A 17,387-nucleotide genomic window follows, 5' to 3' on the forward strand; every position below is an offset into this window, starting at 1 on the left:
AAAAAAGTAGTCTACTAAAACCCAAATATGCTAATCAACTCTCAACCTAATTACTTTTAAAGCATTTCTCTAAACCTTGCTCAAAGTGTGAGTACGATTGTGAAAAATATATCTATAACTCCATAACACAGACACAGGAATGAACAGTATATGAGATAATAAAACACCTACGGCTACCCAAAATACTCCCCACTGAACTGTTAATAATACTGCGGCGGCAAAAAATATAGTAAATAGAAGATTAATATTTAAGTTGATATGGGTTTTATCTACAGCATTGAGTAAAAGTGAATTAGCCCATCCAAATACTCTAGGAATAACCGACAAACAAATTAAAATCAAAATTGGTACTGCTGTTTTCCATTTTTCACCAAAAACTATAGGCACATATATAGGAGCTAAAATAGATTGGGCTAGAATAATCGGTATGACAAATGATAGAATCTTCTTTAAACTATTAAAATATCTTTGTTTAAATTCTGTCAAATTTTCTCTGACTGCACATATATAAGGAAATAAAGCAGACATAAATGTATTAATTACATTTATACTGATACCAGAACCAGCATTGAAAGCGAAAAAGTAAATCCCTAATTGTTCTGTACCGAGAAATTTCCCAACTATTAAATAGTCTAAATTATTTCTAATTTTATTCAGAAACTCTACAGCCAGCATATTTTTACCAAAACTGGTAACTTCGCGCCATTTCTCAAGGGAAAATTTTGTCGGAGGTCGCCAAGAGTTATTCATCCAAGTGACAATAACCCAAACTGGAGTTGATAAAACTATAGGTAGAACTATAGCCCAAATTCCCATACCTAAAAGAGCAAAAACAACTGTAATGACATTGCCAATAAATGCTTGAGTAGCATTACATAAAGCTGTAATCTTCAGATGGTTATCGCGTTCAATTAGAGCAGAATTAATCATGTAAATAGGGTATATCAGATATACAAGAGCAAGCGTACAGATAGGAAAAACTAATTGTTGATTACCATAAAATTGAGCGATAGGAAATGCAGCGATACACTGGCACAAGAAAACTGAAATACCCAGAATTAGATTTAGCCAAAATGAAGTATTACATATTGTTTTTAGATCCTTTTCATCGGCTTGAATAATCTTTGCACCAATACCACCTCTGAGAGTGAAAACATTGGCAAATTCAAAAATTGTGTAGATGAGAGCCATTGCTCCATAATCTTGGGAACTAAACATTCGCGCTAGAGTTACTGTCGTTCCTAAACGAAAAATACGATTTATCAACTCTGCTGTTCCCAACCAACCTACATTGCGGATAAATTGACTTGATAATAGTTGTTTTATCTTTTTCATTAACATGAGCAGCCAGTTGATATTAGCAGGTGAAATAAATACATAAACAAATAGCAAGATTAGGTTGCAGCGCCTAAAACCAATCTACGCAAGTTACGAATGAGCGATCGCAGGTTATCATAGCCTTGAGAGCCTAATAATTGCATAATCACAATAGCTACACTCAAGCGTAGGAAATAGGCTGTGAAAAAAATCTGTGGGTAATGTAAAAGAGCTAGGCGACGATATTTGATTGCTTCTTGGTGATTCTTTTCATCCATACAAGTCCAAGCTGTATACAGATTTATCCACCCATAGCTCCGGTTTCGCAAGTATAGTAGTTCTGTTGGGACAGTCTCAAAAGTTTTTTCAAAAACTCGGCGGATATTTTTGAGCATCTTCGGACGATTTTTGCTCATACTTTGTGAATGTCGGCGGTAAAGTGTGAGAGGTTCCTTGACAACTGCGAAGTGATAATGAGCCGCCAGCCTAATCCACATATCACGGTCTTCAGAACTGGTCAATTCTGTGTCAAATAAGCCTACTTTATCAAAACAAATACGGCGCACCATCGCCGAACTACCGTTAGATATTTTGTCATTGACAACCATTTGTTCCCAGACATACCCTTCGACATCGGAAGCTACAATGACACCTGTAGGTTTACCAGTTTCGTCAGTCCAAGCTGTCCACGTATAAACTAAACCAGCTTGTGGGTAATTATCCAAACATTTCACTTGCTTTTCTAGCTTAGTTGGTAGCCATAAATCATCAGCATCAATAAAGGCTATATATTCTCCAGATGCGTGGTTAATTCCCGTGTTGCGCGCTCCCGATAAGCCTTGATTTTCTTGAGAAATTACTTGCACTCGTGGGTCTGTGATTTGTGTAGTCCAGGCAATAATATTATCTGAACTACCATCATTAATAATTAAAATTTCTATATCAGTAAAGGTTTGTTGTAAGACACTCTCCACTGTGGCAGGGAGGTATTTCATTGCATTATAAGCGGGAATAACGACTGATACTTTTGGCATAAGTTTGAAGGTAGTTTCAATGCGGAATTATGCAGGAATTTAAGGTATTAAGGCTAAGACGTTTCTTCGCAAAGCTCGACTGATATTTCTGACTCCATCCAACCCAGAAGCACCAAAGAAACGAGTTACCAGTATGGCAAATTTTTGAGATATGCCAGACTTAGAATAAATAACTTGAGGGTCGCTATTATAAGCTTGTTGACGATAATAAATAGCTTGTTCGTAATTTCTGTTATCTAAAGCTCTCCAGGCGAGATATAAATAAACTAAAGCGTAGGCGCGTTGTTTTAAATTTTGCCATTCTGGTGGCACCGATTTAAAAGTTTTCTCGATAACTGATTGATTTTCTCGAAATACGCGATCGCAGTTTTTTGACATACTGCTACGATGTTGTCGATAAAGGGTTAATGGTTCTTTAATTAAAGCAAAACTATATCGAGATGCAATGCGAATCCACATATCCCAATCGGATGAGCCACCCATTTCTGGGTCGAATAAACCTACCTCTTGAAAACAAGCGTTCCTGACTAGAGGTGAACTACCACAGACAACAGTAGGACATTGAATAATTTGTTTCCAGACATTACCTTCGGCGTTAGTTTTCAGTACCGTCCCTGTAGACTTCCCTGTTTCATCAACTAGCATTACCCAAGTATCTACTAAGCCAACTTCTGGATTTTGATCTAAGCAAGATACTTGTTTTTCTAGTTTGCTTGGTTCCCACAAATCATCTGCATCCAAAAATGCTATGTATTCACCTTGCGCTTGCATTACACCTGTATTATGTGCGCCTGTTAAACCTTGGTTGTCTTGAGAGATGAGGCGGATTCTAGCATCGGTGAGACCGGAAACCCACTCAACAATATTGTCAGAACTACCGTCATTAATTATTAATACTTCAAAGTCGGTAAATGTTTGAGCAAAAACAGTTTCCAGCGTTGTTGGTAAATAAGCCATAGAATTATAAGCTGGAATCACGACAGAAACTTTAGGCATAATGTTTAGTTTTTGAATGTAATTAATGATTTTGTTGATGACCTTGAATAGTTTTTAAAATCAATTCACGGTACCTTAAAGCTATACTTTCCCAACTGAAACGCAGAGCATTTTGACGCGCTCTCACTTGCAAATCTTGAGTTAAAATCTCTCCAAGAGCCGCAGCATAAATATCTGGATTTGTCACATCACATAATCTACCAGCATTACCGACAATCTGACGACGCATTTCGTCATCTGTAGCAACCACAGGTAAACCACTCGCCATTGCTTCCACATAAGCCAATCCAAATGGCTCATCAATTGAAGGTAGAGTAAATACATCAGCACTGCGATAAACTGTCGGCATTTGTTCATAGGGAAAACTTTGAATTTTAAAACGCTCTTTCCCTAATAACTCATCACCCTTAGCTTGAAAGTAATCACGGTCAATACCATTGCCGCATAATAATAGACTGGCTTGGGGTAAACGAGCTAATGCCTCCATAGCTAATTCTATGCGCTTATGGCTATGACGTTTGAGAGAGGCGACACAAAGAACAATAGGTTTTGGTAAACCAAAATCGATGTCATTTCCTATTGGAGTAAATCTATTTATATCTACACCATTAGGGATAATGCTCACCTTTTGCTGAGGTTTTACACTACGCGCAAATGCAGCCATTGCTTCAGAAAAAACCACTAATTGATCAGGGTTAAACTTCAAGTTACGTGTTAATGATTTACCTCCTCCCAATAGACCAACGTGTTCGGTAAAGAGTATTGGCGTACCTTTGATAGCTCTCACAAAAGCTGCCATTGCCATGCCGCCATAGTCATTACAAGGAAAGATCAAATCAGCAGATTTAGTTAATAGTTGAATAGCACAGGGGAAAAAATTGCTGAGATGCTCAATCACTATTTCAGGATGGCTAGCAAGCCTAGACAGCAGTTTAGAAATAAGCGGATAGCGGACAAATTTAAAAACTTGATTGCGTGAAATACCACCAGATGGAGAGGAAAAAGAGCCACAATCAGCGCCGCTCAAAAGTTCTACATCGAAGTATGAATTAAGATGTCTTGCTAACTCTATGGCAAAAATTTCTGAGCCACCACTCCAATTTACTCCCGCACTAGGATGTACTAATACAACTCGGTAACGCTGTTGGTTTTCTGATAGTGATAGATGATTTTTGTTTGTAGAGTTAATTATTTGTTGTGTCATTTTTTAGCTGCGTTCATGGATTTGCAGTTAGCGTGAATGTTTTGCGATGACCTACACTCGCCTATATTGCCGTCGGCATAAATTACTATATGAGGATGGATGATGATATCTTTAGTAAGTAATTTTTGTCCGCGTTTGGAATCACGGCATGGATTTTAAAACATCACGGCCAAAGCCATTGTATCCAGAGACTAAAAAACTTTATCCCCCTAAAAGGAAGATATTTTTCTTAATTATTTAATCATCAGTAGATTATTTTTCTCTCTTAGGATATAAATTTTAGTTAATATCCATTTTTTTATCAGCCAGATAATTAAATTCTGAGCATAATTTGTCAATAAAATTGGCGGGTGCAAGCGAATTGCTTGCCATAGTTTTTCTCTGGCGTGACGGACTGCATCAATATTGTTAACATTTTGCTTAAGATATTGTTGTGTAGAATATTGATAAATCCATGCCAGACTCTGATTTTTTAAATATTGCAATTCTGGTTTTACAGACTGAAAAGTTTTTTCAATCACCAATAATCCATTATCTTCCATATTTTTAACTTTACTAGATGACATTGAAGTTAAAGACTGGCGATAAAAAATTTGGTGTTTAGGAACTACAACAAAATTCCAAGTAGCTGATAAACGCAACCAATAATCCCAATCTTCACAAGCTGTATATTTAGAATCAAACTCTCCTACAGATTTAATGGCTTGCTTACGAATTAGAGGATTTGAACCACTAGCAAGAAAATTATTAACTAACAAATTAGCTTGAACATTACCCTCAAAGAATAGGGAAACGCCAGGGATGGAAGATTTTCCTTGCTCATCCATAAAATAAGTCCAACTATAAGCAACTCCCGCCTCTGGATTTTGTTGTAATGCTGCTAGTTGCAATTCTAATTTATCTGGTGTCCATAAATCATCGGCATCAAGGAAAGCAATAAATTCTCCAATTGCACGATAAATTCCTCTATTACGTGCTACTGGTAAACCACCATTTTCATAAGAGAATATCTTCAAACGCTCATCTTGAATATTCTGAATTAACTCTAGAGTCCGGTCAATGGAACCATCATTAATAATAATCAATTCAAAATCTGAAAATGTCTGTTGCTGAACAGAGGATATTGTCTCTAAAATCGTGCGTTCAGCATTATAGGCAGGAATAATTACAGATATAGTAGGCATAAGTATTTTCGGATAATTTATTTTTTGATTTTCCCTAACTAGACAAATACTCATTAAATATTGTGAGATTTTTCAGGAATATAAACCATGTGAAACTGTAATACTAACCAACTTTTAATAAGTTTTCTTATGAGACCATGAGTATAGTCTTCTAAAAGGTTTTTTGGATAGAGAGTAATAGCCATTTTTAATCTTTTAGCGGCTAATTTAATATCTGCGAGTTTATCGCTGTTGTATTTCAAAGATTGTTGAGCCGTAAATTTGTAAACCCATGCTAGACTTTGTTTTTTTAGATGTTGTAATTCTGGAGGAGCTGCATTAAAAGCTCTCTCTATGACAATGGAGCTATATTTTTCCATAACATCTAATTTAGATGTCATAGCAGTTGGGGACTGACGATAGATAATTTGTGCTTTTTTAACTAGAGCAAAATTCCATTTAGCAGCTAACCGCAGATAAAAATCCCAATCTTCGCAAGATTTCAGTGTAGGATCAAAAAGTCCTACAGAGTCAATAGCTGCTCGCCGAATTAGAGGGTTGGAACCGTTCTGTAAAAAATTTTTGACTAGTAATTCAGCATAAACATCACCTGCAAATGAATTAGATTCGTCAGCATAAGAATCTGCTTCATTGGGAAATTTATAATAAGTCCAACTGTAAGCTAGTCCTGCTTCTGGATATTCTTGCAATGCAGCAAACTGACGCTCCAACTTATCTGGTGTCCAGAGATCATCAGCATCAATGAACGCAATAAATTGACCTACAGCATGGGTAATACCGCGATTACGAGCTACGGGTAAACCACCATTTTCATAGGAAAAAATTTTCAAGCGATCATCTTGAATCTTTTTCACAAGTTCAAGAGTATTATCTGTTGAGCCATCATTTATCACAATGATTTCAATATCTAAAAAAGTTTGCTGTTGAACAGAAGCAATGGTTTCAATAATTGTTTTTTCACCATTGTGTACAGGAATAATTACAGAAATTATTGGCATAAAATTTAGCCTCCCTAATATTGCCACATCTACACTAGTTAATTAGTTTTTAGCAATTTCAGACATATCAATCAATTCCCGAACTGTATGGGCTATTTTTTCAGGATCTTTGACAAAACGACAAAAGGGAATTTGATGTGTCCAAGCATCATAAAAAGCTTCATTTTTGTGGTATGAGTTAGGGAGAAAAATATGGGGAATTCCCATCAAAGTAGAGAGAATATGACCATGTAGCCTATTTGTAATAATTAACCGATGTTGTTTAAACTGGTAAACTCCCTGATACATATAACTCCAAGCTTTTCGATGCGATTCAGGGTTATAAGCTTGAGAAAAAGCCTTAGTGTAGGGATGGAAATATTTCCAGATTTGACGAGTAATCCATTCATCAGGAAATAATTTGCCTTGTTCCCAACCGTCGAAGATTCTGGCGAAACTTTGAATTACAGTATTATTCGGTAATTTTTTGTAAGCGTCACTTTCATATTTATAAGAAGCCCAATCTTCTACTATTAAATTAGGCAAGTCAAGGTTATTAGGAGAACTAGCTTGGGTTAAATTTAATTCTTTATCGTTTCTAAAATGATAGAGAATAGAACTTTTATTTTGATATGAAGAAGCTATTCCCGGAGTATTAACTAATTGGAATGCTGCATCAGGTGATTTAATAATGCGACAATTAGAGAAATAATTTGTTGCTAACTGATAACTGTAGTTATCCCGAACAAATATAGTTAAATTAGGATGTGAATTGAAGATACGAGCAGCCTTGACTAAATTCTCTTCTTCTTGGAAATAAATACTTTGAGGAAAAATGATAATTGGGTTTTCTTTATATTCAGATATGATATGCTCTCTAAAATTTTGAAACTTTAGCCATAAATCGCCTAGATTTCCTCCTCCACTTAAAAAAATAGGAATTTCAGGTGAGGATTTATAGTTACTCATTTCTTGGGCTGAGAAACTTTCGACACTAGCACTATAAATAATTTTGGCTTGACGAATTTGTTGTAAATAAAGCAATTCTCCGAGCCAAATTAAGCTGTCACCAATGTTCGCATAGTCAGGATAATCTAGGAGGACACATTGTTCAAAAGGCTCTATTTTGCCTAAAGCTTCGTGTAGATATTGTTTAATAGTTTCTGGTGTTGTCAGATTAAGGACTTGTATCATGTGTTATGACCTATAGAGTAATGAATTGTTTTTTGTAAAAAGTGCGGTTAACAACCCAAATGTTAAACATGGGGGCTATGAATAGTTGGCAGATAACAACGGCGATCGCTACATAAATAATTCCTCCATGTACTGATATTAATAGGGCAGTAGAAAATAGTATTGTATAGATTAAATTCCAATAAAGAGTTAAGCGAGTTTTGCCCATTGCGTTCAGTAAAAGAAATGTAGCTCTACCAAATTGCAGGCTTAAAGCAGATAGACAAATTAGCATCAGTACGGGAATAGCGGATGACCATTTCTGCCCAAAAATAATTGGAACATAGATGGGAGCTAAACAGGTTTGCAATAGAATTAGAGGTGTGATTACAAAGTAAGCTTTTTTCAAGCTACTAAAGTATCTTTCTTTGAGTTGGCTTAAATTACTGCGAACTTCGCACAGGTAAGGAAATAATGCTGAACTAAATGTATTAATGATGCTCATGCTAATACCTAAGCCAGCATTAAAAGCAAAATAATAAATACCTAATGCTTCAATACTTAAAAAACCACCAATAATTAGATAGTCTATATTCCCTCTTAATTTACCTAGTAGTTCAATCGCTAGTAAATCGGCTCCAAAGCTAATAACTTCTTTATATTTGTCTAATTTAAATAATTTAGGTGGTCGCCAAGAATGATTTCTCCAAGTGATGATAATCCAGACTGGGGTTGTCAACACCATAGACCAAACTATAGCCCATACACCCATACCCATAAGGGCGAAAACCACAATAATGATATTGCTTAATAATGATTGAATAACATTACATAATGCTGTAATTTTGAGTCGATTTTCTCGTTCAATGATAGCGGAGTTAACCAAAAACAAAGGAAACATTAAATAGACTAAACCAACTGTACAGATTGGCAAAACCAACTGTTGATTTTTATAAAACTGAGCAATAGGAAAAGCAGCAATGCACTGGAACAAAAAAATTGCTATGCACAAAATCCAGTTCAACCAGTAAGATGTGTCACAGATAGTTTTCACATCCTGCTCATCAGCTTGAACAATCTTTGCGCCAATTCCCCCTCTGAAGGTGAAAACAGTGGCAAAATCAAACACCGTATAAACAACCGCCATTAATCCATAGTCTTGGGGGCTGAACATCCGCGCTAGAGTGATGGTTGTTCCCAGGCGGAAGATGCGATTGGCTAATTCTGCGGCTCCTAGCGCGCCAGCATTGCGAATAAATTTGTTTGATAGTGACTGTTTAAACTTACTGATGAGCATGATGTGAGTTCTGACCTAAAATAAAGTCTCGTAGTTGTTTGCCAACTATTTGCGGTGCAAAGTAACTCTCTACACGCTGTCGCGCACGTTTACCTAACTCCCGTCCCCAGGCTTCGTTGTCGAGAACTTGTGTGAGTGCTTGTGCTAATGCTGTCGCATCTTCTCGCGGTACGACTAGGCCGCCAGAAATGTCTCCACCTGCAAAAATGTCCGGTACACCAGGAGCGTCAGCCGCTACGACTGGTAGACTACAAGCCATTGCTTCCAAAGGTGCAACGGGGAAACCTTCTTGGCGAGAGGGAAGGGTGTAGACATCAGCAGCCGAGAGATAACGTTGCATGATAGCGCGATCGCTCACAAATTCATTTAGCCATAACACCCCTTTTAGCTGCATACTGGCAATACGCTGGTGTAATTGCTCGGCATCGCTACCTGTACCCACAATTAATAATCGCAGGTTAATATCTGGACGCTGATTGCAGATTTGCTGCCAAGCTTCTAGTAATATATCTAGCCCTTTGCGCTCTATCTCTACTCTGCCATGCCAGACGACTACCCTTGCATCCAGGGGAATATCTAGTTCTTTTCGTGCTTGGAGGCGATCGCTTCCTTGCCAAGTTGCTATATCTACAGGGTTGAAAATTTGCCCGATTTTGCTAGCTCGAATCCCGTAAGCAGATTGGATACGCTGAATCTCGGTTTGGGTAGCGACAATAACACCCGCGCAGTTGCGAAAAGATAGGTGTCGCCAGGGAACTTCTAGCCAACTCTGAGTGCGATCGCCTCCTTGGAAGGTAGCGAACACGGGAATACCAGTCATTTTTCCCAGGAGTGTACAACTATCGAAGCGGGCATACTCATATTCTTGACACAAAATTGCTTGACAGTTTTCGCGCTTTAGTTCCTCAGCTAATAACCCCAGGGGTGTACAGAGGTAGGTTCCCACACTTTTAGCCAAATCTTTCACGGGTGTCAACAGAGAACGGCGGATGGTATTACTATCCTGAATCTCTTTAAAAGATTGAGATGCACTAGCGCCATAAACATTCAGTGATTTGCGCCGCACAGCACGGTAAGGACGATATGTTGGGGATGGGGGTAAAACGCAGATTTGGGTATTGGTGGGTATATGAGTAAAGCGTGATGGACGATCAACACGGGCGGAAATGCAAAATAATACCGTCCGCACACCGACTCCCTTGAGAGCGCTGATATAGCCGAACATCCAGCTACCGACGAACTCTTTACAGAAAGTCTCGAAAGAAATATTAATGCTATCTAAGAAATCGTCAATCAAATCATAACAGTGGAGTAAGGCGATCGTTGGTTCTGGAATTTGTAATTCTTTTGTATCTGTGTTCTGTGGCTCGGCAAATTCTTGATTCAGAATATTTTTCATGCTTCTAACCTCGGAACACTCAGAGAAATACGTTGTTTTGTTAACTGCAAAACATAATTAGTCACCTGTGGGGGAAAAATCTTTTTCAAGAGAAACTTGATTAATAACTTTTGAGTTGTTCTCTCCAGTAAAATCTTTTGATTTAACCTAATGGCTGCCAACAAATGTTGCTGCGCTTGGTGAACTGCAAATTTGTCATCACGATGTTGAATATACAAACTTGAGCAGTAGAGATGAAAGCTACTCATAGTATATTTTTTCAAATATTGTAGTTCTGGTGGTGCTGCTTGATAAGCCTTTTCCATTGCTATCAGACAGGCTTCTTTCATCACCTCAACTTTAGATGACATCGCCCCAGGAGTCCGACGATAAAATATTTGGTATTCAGGGACTACAACAAAATCCCAATTAGTTGCTAGGCGCAGCCAATAATCCCAATCTTCACAAGATTTGAGCATCGGATCAAATTCACCTACTGAATTAATTGCCTCCTTTCGTATTAAGGTATTGGAACCACTGTGAATAAAGTCACTAACTAACAGATTTTGATAAACATTTCCGGTAAAAGAATATTGAGATGATGGCAAATATGCTATGGGTTCTCCTTGTTCATCTACATCCATAAAACAAGTCCAACTATAGGCAACTCCGGCTTTTGGGTGCTGTTGCAAAGCTTTTAATTGCATTTCCAGTTTATCAACAGTCCATAAATCATCTGCATCAAGAAAAGCAATAAATTCTCCAGTTGCATGAAGAATACCACGATTACGAGCTACTGGTAATCCACCATTTTTATAGTTAAAAATTTTTAACCGCTCATCTTTGATACTTTGGATAATTTCTGGAGTTCTATCTGTAGAACCATCATTAATAACAATGATTTCCCAGTCAGTAAAAGTCTGTTTTTGTACAGATTCGATTGTTTCTTTAATAGTCAATGCTGCATTGTAAGCAGGTATAATCACAGAAATTAATGCCATATTTTTTCACCAATAATAACTAGCTTTAGTCTTGATTAATCTTATTACTTTTGTAAGGCTAACTTGACCCGCCGCATAGTGTGAAATAATGGCAGCAATTTACTATAGCCGTCAGCCCCAAACCATCGCATGAGATTAATAGCTATACTCAAGCGGATATATTCTTGGGAAAAGCGTAAACTGGGATAATAAACCAAAGCTTGCTGACAAAACTCACGAGATTTTTGATAATCTTTTTGAAAACTTTGTAGTGGCTTCCAAGCTAGGCAAAGGTAAGTAAAACCATAACTTTTATTTTTTAAAAACTGTAAATCTTGTGATGCAGTCGCAAAAGCTTTTTCAATGACTATAGCAAAACTTTGTGCCATTGCTTCCCAATTTTTAGAAGCACTATTTGACCGTTGTCTGTAGTAGACTAAAGCTTCTTTGACAACTTTAAAATCATAGCTTGTGGCAATGCGTAGCCACATATCCCAATCTTCTACATAAGAGCCTAAATTGCGGTCAAATAAACCTCTTTTTTCAAAACAGACTCGACGTACCATAGCCACACTACCACACTCAACAATATTATGTTCAGTCAACTGTGGCCATACATAACCTTCTACCTGGTTTTTAAATATTTTCCCCGTTGATTTACCCTGCTCATCAATATAAGCAACCCACGTATAAACCAAACCAACTTCTGGATTTTCATCCAAAACACTAGCTTGTTTTTCGAGTTTAGTTGGCTCCCAAATATCATCAGCATCCAGAAATGCAATATATTCACCTGAAGCATTAAGAATACCAGTATTTCTTGCTCCCGCTAATCCTTGATTTGCTTGAGAAATCAATTTTAATCTTGGATCTAAAATTTGAGAGACAAATTCTTCAGTTTTATCAGAACTACCATCATTAACAACTACCACTTCAAAATCGTGATAGGTTTGCCTTAAAACACTTTCAAGTGTCTCTGGTAAATAAGGCATGGCATTATAAGCTGGAATTACTACAGAGATTTTTGGCATATATTGGCTTTTTTCTTAATAAGGAGAACCGTAAAAATTCGATTAGAAATTAATGTTTTAAACTATCTAAGCATTGGCTGTTTTTCTGGGTTGAAAAGCAAAGATCAATGGTTTTTCAATGAACGAATGAACTATGCAGCCAAACACAATAGACATTACAGCAATTACAAGACCAATACTATTTAAAACAAAAATATTTTCGGTCATACTAGGATAAATCTTGTGGATGATTTTGCTAATATTATTAATCGCAAATCCATGTGCCAAGTAAATAGAGTAAGAAGCATCACCTAAATATACAAGCAAGGGAGGAACCTGAATATTTTTTGTGTTCTCTAGAGAAACACAACCTAGTACAAGCAACATGGAAGGAATACCAAAGGTAATGACTTGCGACAGATTGACAATTTGATGGTAATAATTAATTGCCGACAATGTGTAAAGAAAAGCGCCAACAGAGATTAAAACCATTCCCCATTTAATTTTGGATCTAGCAAATAAATATGCTGCCAAGCAACCCAAAGCAAATTCCAGATTATAATGACTAAAAATGAACTTAAGAAATACGCTATCCGGTGGTAAATTCAGCAATCCCCAAAAATTACCTAATACACCCAATAGCCAAACGCCAACTATGGGGAACGAAATTCTAGTTGGTAAAGCAATTAATAAAGCAAAAATTATATAGAATAAAATTTCATAGCTTAAAGTCCAACTTACCCCCAAGAAACTGCTCGAAAGAATTTCTTGCTGCTGGGGAAACAAGGTAAAGGCTTTCAGCGTTTCAAGAAAGCTTATTTCAGTGCTGCTGGGATTGTAAGACAATGTAAAAGAAGCTAACAGTTTTAGGCTAAGAAAAACCCAGTATATGGGGTAGATCCGCAGAAATCTTTTAAATAAAAATGTAAATGTTTTACTTTTATTAGCAATATCTTTTTTGTGGACATACAAAATAATAAATCCACTCAAGACAAAGAAAAAATCTACACCGGAGCCGCCAAAATTAAATATTTTAAACCAAAAATCTTGACCAAAGTTTTGATTAAAAATCAAGTCTCCATGTGCGAGAACTACCAGCACTGCTGCTAAACCCCGCAATACTTGGATAGTATAAAGTTTTTTCTTAGTTTGAGAATTATCAGCCATGATGTGTCCTTATTATTAATCTGTGTAATATGGAATTTAAGAATGTTTATTTTGAATTTTGAATTGTATTACGTTGTGGGCTTGGCGTTCCAATCCCAACCCGCTACCGCCAGCAAAGTAAACCAATAAAAGAACAACATGGTATGACTCCAAACATTTTCAGTAATCATCCCTACAGGCATTGTTAAAATAAGTGCTAATAAAACCAAGCAAAGACTATTCTGTGTTTTATTGAATAGCGATCGCCTCATTAACTGCACAATTCGCCCAATCTGTACACCAAAGAAGGCTATAAAGCTGACTAAACCGACAATTCCACCTTCTGTTAATGCCCGGACGTAATCGTTATGGGCATATAAACCGTTACTGGCAATATGTGTAGTCACGCCCAACCCGTAACCGAACAGTGGGTACTGTTTCCAGGCTTCGAGTAATTCGTGCCATTGAGCAATCCGCCAGTTGAAGCTGTTATTGTCGCTATAAGACAAGAGAATTGCTCGCCATATATCTATATCTGGGTTGAGCAAAGGTGTTTGTGCTATTGATCCCAGCCGTTGTTGTCCAAACTCTGTACTACCAAACAGAAATATCACCAAGCCGAAGAAAAACACTGCACCGATAAGTTTCAATAAACTTAATCTGGGAGCAATTAACACCAGCATGAATACAGCCAACATCATCAAGCTAAATAATGCTTTTGTACTGACATAAAAGAAAGCCAATAAGCCCAGCAACAGCAACCAAGGCCAGCGTACTTTAGTAATAGTTAGCTTCCAGGTAGTCAGACCAATAAATAATAATAAGAAGGTAGCAAAACTGTTGGGATGCCCAATACTACCTCTAATGCGAGAACCTTCAGACAAAACCCCCCCAGACAAAGGTGCAAACTGGGATGGCAAAAGCCCAGGAACGAACATTTGTAAAAATGCGATCGCCAAAGGTATGACTAAAGCCCAAAATAGGAGATTGATCACCGTTTGGGGGTGAGTCTTCTCCTGTAGCTGCATGACTAGTAAATAAAGCATCAGCCAGGAGAACAAGCGAACCCATTCTCGCAAACTAGTAGCAAAAACCGCGCCATCGAGTCCTAGTCCACCTATAGGTAAAAGCACTAGCCACATTGCTTGGAAAATTATCCAAGCAACAAAGAACCACAAAAACCAATCGGTGTGAACAGTGCGCCTTTGAAATAACAGAACGACTACATATAGTAAGGTGAGGATGTCGATAGCGATCGCAAAGGCAGAGGGTAAGGGCGGAGAAACAATACCATCTATAGCACTGCGAATAATCAAAGCACTCAATACGGCTTGCTCTAGGTTTCTAAAAAAGAAACCCAGTACCACTAATGAAACTACTGCTAAACCAGGTAAAACTGGACTAGCACCAGCAGCAAACCCGGCAATCAAACCGATAGTTAGTACTCCTAACCAGATAGCTAGAGCAGAAAAGTTAATTGAGCGCTGATAATTCCGCATCTTCAGTTCGACCTAGAATCGTTGGATGAATTTCTGGCGCTACTACCCAGAGATGTTAAACGTCGCAAAGGTCTAGATAATATCGAGGGATATTCCTCCGATGGGTAACGGTAGTATTTTTCTGTACCAGTTGTCATACCATTGACCACTACCCCCAAAACAGGGATGCGATTTTGGTTGAGTTCTGATACCGCTCGTTGTAATACCTCCTTCAGGGTAAAACCGGGGCGTGTGGTGAGGATGACTCCATCACTCATCTGACTCAAGGTAGAAGCATCAGCGCAGGCGCTCAAGGGTGGGGTATCAATAATGACTAAATCGTAGCGTTGGGCTGCTTCTGCCACCAAAGACTTCATCTCAGCTGACTCTAGGATCTGGGAAGGTCTTCCCCTCAACTCACCACAAGTCAACACCGAAAGATTTTCTATGGTTGTTGACTGCACCGCACTGAGTAAAGGTCTAGTCCCATCAATTACATCTGTAATTCCTGGTCTAGGAGGTAGGTTAAATAAGGTGTGTTGTGAGGGTTTACGCAAATCAGCATCAATAATTAATGTCCGCCGAGATAACATGGCGGAGACCGCAGCCAGATGGGAAACGATAACTGACTTACCTTCTCCAGAGAGGGGACTGCTGACAACTATGACCTGCAAATTGTCAACATTGCGAAACTCTAGATTCTTCAGCAACATCCGGTAAGGTTCCACCAAACCCAAGTCATCAAGAAATTGTTCGGCTGGTTCCAGACTCAGTTTGGTTGCCGGAAGACGGGGTAAAACTCCCAACAATGGTAATTGCAGTAACTCTTCGGCTTCTGTCGCATCGCGCAGAGTGTTATCCATGAGTTCCAGTAATAATACCAACCCTACAGCTAAGATGCTGCCAAAGAACCCAGCAATCACAATTACTACTGTACGTTTGGGGGATGTGGGTAACTCTGGGGCGATCGCCGTTTCAATAATGCGGATGTTGCTAACTTTCTGCGCCTCCGCAATCTGTGCTTCTTCTAGTTTGCTTTGGAGAAACTTGAGTGATTCGGCAGCTTCTTCCCGTTGACGAGTGAGGACGGTTAACGGTTGCTGTTGAATGGGGATGAGTGCCAAACGACTTTGAATATTAGCTCTCATTTTCTGGATAGCATTCAGCTTATTTTCTACGGCTAAACGCGTAATATCGTTAGTGATTAAGTCAGAAATCAAGGTTTGACTAATCTGGTCATTAGATAAATTGTTGAAATTAGCTGTTTGGTTACTAGAAGATACCCTAGCCATTTGCTGTCCATACAAAGCCCGGATTTCATCCCTTTGTTGGACTAGATCCAAAACTGTGGGATGGGCTTCTTTATATTTGGTACGCGCTTCTATGAGTTTGGTTTCGATATCAGTTAACTTAGTTCGCAATACCTTGAGTTGTTCGTCTTGCCCTTCTCTGACAGAGGCATAAGCGGTATTGATATTTTTCGCATCTGTCACTTGGCGTAAAGATGCGTCACGCGATCGCGTCTCTTGGAGTTGCACCGCCAAGATGCGTTCTTGATTTTCCAGTTCCGCTAAACTATTTACCAAACTCCTGGTCTGATCATCTGTGGCGACAACGCCGCTTTGCTGTCTGTATTTGGTTTCCGCGAGTTCTGCTTGTAATAGACGTTGACGCGCTGTGGGTACTTTTTGGGCTAAAAATTCCCTGACCTTAGTAGCTTCAGAACTGATGGTTTTGATATTTTCCTCCACCATCGCCTGAGATACAGCATTGAGAATCTGCGCTGCTTGATTTGGATTGGGACTTTGATACCTCAAATCTAAAATGTTAGTCGCTGGGACTATAATCACTTTCAAATTCGACCGAATATCTGAAGGTGTTAGTGGTTTTTGTGTGGAACTATCTTTTATCGGCGGATTGAGTTTAGAAATAGCCAGTTGCAAGACTGTTTGTGACTTCAGTAACTCTGCCTGATCTGCTAAGGGGTTACGTCCAACACTTGTAGGGGTTATCTGTGTCAAGTCACGGCCTAATTCAGACACACTCGCCTTTTTATCATCCAACATCAATCGTGCTGATGTTTCATACAAACGTGGTGTCACAGCCAAGTAAGCAAATGACGCTCCGATGACAGCTGCAAACACAGTCACAGCCGGAAAGCCTCTGCGTCCCAAGACTCCTAGTAAGGTTGAAATGCCTTTTCCCATTACATA

Annotated in this window: 14 protein-coding genes; all 14 read right to left on the reverse strand. The window is 38.4% G+C overall.

The window, feature by feature from the left end; genetic code table 11:
* Positions 1 to 69: 69 nt before the first annotated feature.
* Positions 70 to 1,341 (reverse strand): lipopolysaccharide biosynthesis protein, encoded by a 1,272-nt coding sequence (locus H6G14_RS01715; protein ID WP_190565415.1) that lies wholly within the window; start codon positions 1,339 to 1,341, stop codon positions 70 to 72.
* 53 nt (positions 1,342 to 1,394) lie between these two features.
* A complete protein-coding gene (locus H6G14_RS01720) occupies positions 1,395 to 2,351 on the reverse strand; it encodes a glycosyltransferase family 2 protein (protein WP_190565416.1) in 957 nt (318 codons plus the stop codon).
* A 39-nt stretch (positions 2,352 to 2,390) separates the two neighbouring features.
* Complete coding sequence (locus tag H6G14_RS01725) at positions 2,391 to 3,347, reverse strand: glycosyltransferase family 2 protein (protein WP_190565417.1); 957 nt, start codon at positions 3,345 to 3,347, stop codon at positions 2,391 to 2,393.
* Between the two features lie 22 nt (positions 3,348 to 3,369).
* Complete coding sequence (locus H6G14_RS01730; protein WP_190565418.1) at positions 3,370 to 4,551, reverse strand: glycosyltransferase; 1,182 nt, start codon at positions 4,549 to 4,551, stop codon at positions 3,370 to 3,372.
* A gap of 233 nt (positions 4,552 to 4,784) precedes the next feature.
* The gene (locus tag H6G14_RS01735; RefSeq protein ID WP_190565419.1) at positions 4,785 to 5,735 is read right to left on the reverse strand and encodes a glycosyltransferase family 2 protein; all 951 of its coding nucleotides are present in this window, start codon (positions 5,733 to 5,735) and stop codon (positions 4,785 to 4,787) included.
* A 53-nt stretch (positions 5,736 to 5,788) separates the two neighbouring features.
* Positions 5,789 to 6,733, reverse strand: a complete 945-nt coding sequence (locus H6G14_RS01740; RefSeq protein WP_190565420.1) for a glycosyltransferase family 2 protein — start codon at positions 6,731 to 6,733, stop codon at positions 5,789 to 5,791.
* Between the two features lie 42 nt (positions 6,734 to 6,775).
* Positions 6,776 to 7,906: a polysaccharide pyruvyl transferase family protein gene (locus tag H6G14_RS01745; protein WP_190565421.1), complete on the reverse strand. Its 1,131-nt coding sequence runs from the start codon at positions 7,904 to 7,906 to the stop codon at positions 6,776 to 6,778.
* A gap of 10 nt (positions 7,907 to 7,916) precedes the next feature.
* On the reverse strand, positions 7,917 to 9,182 hold the full coding sequence (locus H6G14_RS01750; RefSeq protein WP_190565422.1) for a lipopolysaccharide biosynthesis protein: 1,266 nt from the start codon (positions 9,180 to 9,182) through the stop codon (positions 7,917 to 7,919).
* Positions 9,169 to 10,581 carry a glycosyltransferase family 4 protein gene (locus H6G14_RS01755; protein WP_190565423.1) on the reverse strand — a complete coding sequence of 471 codons (1,413 nt, stop codon included), beginning with the start codon at positions 10,579 to 10,581 and terminating at the stop codon, positions 9,169 to 9,171. The genes H6G14_RS01750 and H6G14_RS01755 overlap by 14 nt, the downstream gene beginning before the upstream one ends.
* Positions 10,578 to 11,561, reverse strand: a complete 984-nt coding sequence (locus H6G14_RS01760; protein ID WP_190565424.1) for a glycosyltransferase family 2 protein — start codon at positions 11,559 to 11,561, stop codon at positions 10,578 to 10,580. The genes H6G14_RS01755 and H6G14_RS01760 overlap by 4 nt, the downstream gene beginning before the upstream one ends.
* Before the next feature lie 44 nt (positions 11,562 to 11,605).
* Positions 11,606 to 12,571, reverse strand: coding sequence for a glycosyltransferase family 2 protein (locus H6G14_RS01765; RefSeq protein ID WP_190565425.1), 966 nt, complete (start codon positions 12,569 to 12,571; stop codon positions 11,606 to 11,608).
* Between the two features lie 66 nt (positions 12,572 to 12,637).
* Positions 12,638 to 13,717 (reverse strand): acyltransferase family protein, encoded by a 1,080-nt coding sequence (locus H6G14_RS01770; RefSeq protein WP_190565426.1) that lies wholly within the window; start codon positions 13,715 to 13,717, stop codon positions 12,638 to 12,640.
* Between the two features lie 68 nt (positions 13,718 to 13,785).
* A complete protein-coding gene (locus H6G14_RS01775) occupies positions 13,786 to 15,195 on the reverse strand; it encodes an O-antigen ligase family protein (protein ID WP_190565427.1) in 1,410 nt (469 codons plus the stop codon).
* A gap of 2 nt (positions 15,196 to 15,197) precedes the next feature.
* On the reverse strand, positions 15,198 to 17,381 hold the full coding sequence (locus H6G14_RS01780) for a GumC family protein (RefSeq protein ID WP_190565428.1): 2,184 nt from the start codon (positions 17,379 to 17,381) through the stop codon (positions 15,198 to 15,200).
* Positions 17,382 to 17,387: the final 6 nt, after the last annotated feature.

This window comes from Nostoc parmelioides FACHB-3921 (genome assembly GCF_014696625.1).
Lineage (GTDB): Bacteria > Cyanobacteriota > Cyanobacteriia > Cyanobacteriales > Nostocaceae > Trichormus > Trichormus parmelioides.

Coding starts and splice junctions, on each gene's coding strand:
- H6G14_RS01715 (WP_190565415.1), bottom strand. CDS start 1,341: ATGTTAATGAAAAAGATAAAACAACTATTATCAAGTCAATTTATCCGC.
- H6G14_RS01720 (WP_190565416.1), bottom strand. CDS start 2,351: ATGCCAAAAGTATCAGTCGTTATTCCCGCTTATAATGCAATGAAATAC.
- H6G14_RS01725 (WP_190565417.1), bottom strand. CDS start 3,347: ATGCCTAAAGTTTCTGTCGTGATTCCAGCTTATAATTCTATGGCTTAT.
- H6G14_RS01730 (WP_190565418.1), bottom strand. CDS start 4,551: ATGACACAACAAATAATTAACTCTACAAACAAAAATCATCTATCACTA.
- H6G14_RS01735 (WP_190565419.1), bottom strand. CDS start 5,735: ATGCCTACTATATCTGTAATTATTCCTGCCTATAATGCTGAACGCACG.
- H6G14_RS01740 (WP_190565420.1), bottom strand. CDS start 6,733: ATGCCAATAATTTCTGTAATTATTCCTGTACACAATGGTGAAAAAACA.
- H6G14_RS01745 (WP_190565421.1), bottom strand. CDS start 7,906: ATGATACAAGTCCTTAATCTGACAACACCAGAAACTATTAAACAATAT.
- H6G14_RS01750 (WP_190565422.1), bottom strand. CDS start 9,182: ATGCTCATCAGTAAGTTTAAACAGTCACTATCAAACAAATTTATTCGC.
- H6G14_RS01755 (WP_190565423.1), bottom strand. CDS start 10,581: ATGAAAAATATTCTGAATCAAGAATTTGCCGAGCCACAGAACACAGAT.
- H6G14_RS01760 (WP_190565424.1), bottom strand. CDS start 11,561: ATGGCATTAATTTCTGTGATTATACCTGCTTACAATGCAGCATTGACT.
- H6G14_RS01765 (WP_190565425.1), bottom strand. CDS start 12,571: ATGCCAAAAATCTCTGTAGTAATTCCAGCTTATAATGCCATGCCTTAT.
- H6G14_RS01770 (WP_190565426.1), bottom strand. CDS start 13,717: ATGGCTGATAATTCTCAAACTAAGAAAAAACTTTATACTATCCAAGTA.
- H6G14_RS01775 (WP_190565427.1), bottom strand. CDS start 15,195: ATGCGGAATTATCAGCGCTCAATTAACTTTTCTGCTCTAGCTATCTGG.
- H6G14_RS01780 (WP_190565428.1), bottom strand. CDS start 17,381: ATGGGAAAAGGCATTTCAACCTTACTAGGAGTCTTGGGACGCAGAGGC.